Consider the following 2,097-nt stretch of genomic DNA (forward strand, 5'->3'; position numbering starts at 1 on the left):
GTAGTAAAGCTCAGCGTTATCGCCCGCCCCAATGACCTTGACGCAAATAGCTTTGTCTGGCAGGTTAGTTACAGTAAAGCCCGTTGTATATTTAAAATTATCGCAAACTTTTTCCAGCACTTCAGACCTCGCTGGAATTGCCCTTTGCATTGCATAAGTGAAATACTCTTTATCGCCATAAAGCTCCTTTTTCTTCTCAATAATGAACCAGCATTTCTTGTTTATGTTTTCCTTTTCGCAGCCATCGTACACCCAAAAACCTGCAAATCGACCAAAGTCGAGGTTGACGTCGGCTTGTGTAACTTCTGCCCTTGCGCCAGCAGAAAAAATTGAAAAACTAATTGCTACCCACGGCGGCCGCAAAAACTGAGTGCAACACCTCACCCTCCGGTAAGGTGCCGCCATGTCCTATACAGAACTCAGCGTCGAAGAACGCGCCACGATCCAGGTCGGGCAATATCAAGGTCTTAGTCAGCGCGAGATAGCTCGAATGCTTGGCCGAAGCCCCTCTACGATCAGCCGCGAGTTGCGTCGCAATCGATCCCTCAATGGGAGATACGTTGCCCACGTTGCACAGGCTCACACTCGCGAGCGCCGTAAAGTTTGCCGCCCTGCCAGAAAATTGGTTCTGGGCAATGAACGCTTCGAGCTGGTGCTTCATTTGCTTCGAGAACGCTTTTCCCCAGAGCAAATCGCGGGCAAGCTGCGTGTCATGAAAATCAATTTCGAAGAAGCCTACGTTTGCCGGGAAACCATCTACAAAGCGATCTATGCGATGCCCGTCGGGGAGTTGCGCAAGGAGCTGGTGCAGTGTCTGCGACAAGGCAAGAGCACACGTAGACCGCGCGCTGGGGGCGTTGATCGTCGCGGCCAGATTCCGGATATGGTCAGTATTCACCTGCGCCCGCCGGAGGTTGAAGACCGTTTGATGCCAGGGCACTGGGAGGGCGACTTGATCAAGGGGAAGAACAACGCCTCGGCGGTCGGGACACTCGTTGAGCGCTCCAGCGGCTATTTGATGCTGGTGAAAATGAATGACGCTACGGCGACATCGGCAGTCGAAGGGTTCAGCGCGGCGCTCAATGGCATGCCGCTGGCCGCTCGTAAAAGCATGACGTATGACCAGGGCAAGGAAATGGCCAGGCACGCCGAACTCACTCAGAAGACGGGTATTGCTGTTTACTTTGCTGACCCACACAGCCCATGGCAACGTGGAACCAACGAGAACACCAACGGCCTTGTCCGCCAGTTTTTGCCCAAGGGAACTGACCTGTCCAGGTACACCCAAGAGGAGTTGGACAAGTTTGCGTATTTGCTGAACATCCGACCACGCAAGCGATTTAACTGGCTGTGTCCGATCGAGGTATTCACTCAGCTGATGGGCTTGCAACATGAGGCTCCTGCTTCAATTCAATAACCGTGTTGCACTCAGCTCCTGCAACCGCCCACATAATCATTTTATTCATGGTTTCTGCCTCTAGCTTGTTGACGTATTTTTCAGAACTTACCAGTTTGTATTTTTTCGCATATTTTTGAGTTTTTCATCGCTTCTTTTCATGAATTCTTCCTTGGATGATTTGCTGATTTTGTAAGTACCGTGCCCGGTGTATCCAACAGGGTAATACAGCTCCGCTTGATTGCCCGCTCCAATGACTTTAATGCAAATGGCCTTGTCTGGTAGATTGGTAACAGTAAAGCCTGTCGTATATTTAAAATCGCCGCACATTTTTTCCAACACTTCAGCCTTTGCAGGAATGGCTTTTTGCATTGCAAAGGAAAAATATTCCTTATTGCCATAAAGCTCTTTTTTCTTTTCAATAATGAACCAGCATTTGCCGCTGATATCTTTTTTTTCACAGCCTTCGTACACCCAAAAACCCGCAAACCTGCCGAAATCTAGATTGATATCAGCTTGCGTCGTTTCAGCTTCTGCTACGGTAGCGAACAATAAGCTGCTCAGAATCATAGAGCTGGTCATCGCTTTCATCAGGCCCGCCTTTTAAATGATCGAATCTGGATTAATATTCTTTTTTTGAATGGTTGGGGTGCCTGCGATTATTTGAGCCTCATATAAAGGACTAATAGAAGAATCGCTAT

The 2,097-nt window shown here is 48.9% G+C and carries 3 protein-coding genes; 1 reads left to right on the forward strand and 2 read right to left on the reverse strand.

The genetic code is table 11. The features are described 5' to 3' along the window. On the reverse strand, positions 1-363 hold a 363-nt coding region (locus BKD70_RS22095), incomplete at its 3' end, for a hypothetical protein (RefSeq protein ID WP_175441021.1). A gap of 40 nt (positions 364-403) precedes the next feature. Between BKD70_RS22095 and BKD70_RS22100 the strand changes: the two genes are divergently transcribed. Further along, positions 404-1,417, forward strand: coding sequence for an IS30 family transposase (locus BKD70_RS22100; protein ID WP_033900015.1), 1,014 nt, complete (start codon positions 404-406; stop codon positions 1,415-1,417). Positions 1,418-1,504: 87 nt separating this feature from the next. Here BKD70_RS22100 and BKD70_RS22105 read toward each other — a convergent pair whose 3' ends face one another. Continuing rightward, the gene (locus BKD70_RS22105; RefSeq protein ID WP_069551149.1) at positions 1,505-1,987 is read right to left on the reverse strand and encodes a hypothetical protein; all 483 of its coding nucleotides are present in this window, start codon (positions 1,985-1,987) and stop codon (positions 1,505-1,507) included. Positions 1,988-2,097: the final 110 nt, after the last annotated feature.

This window comes from Pseudomonas sp. BS-2016 (assembly GCF_001806145.1).
Lineage (GTDB): Bacteria > Pseudomonadota > Gammaproteobacteria > Pseudomonadales > Pseudomonadaceae > Aquipseudomonas > Aquipseudomonas lundensis.

What these genes read in the sequence shown, in the direction of transcription:
- BKD70_RS22100 (WP_033900015.1), top strand. Translation starts at nt 404, where the DNA reads ATGTCCTATACAGAACTCAGCGTCGAAGAACGCGCCACGATCCAGGTC.
- BKD70_RS22105 (WP_069551149.1), bottom strand. Translation starts at nt 1,987, where the DNA reads ATGAAAGCGATGACCAGCTCTATGATTCTGAGCAGCTTATTGTTCGCT.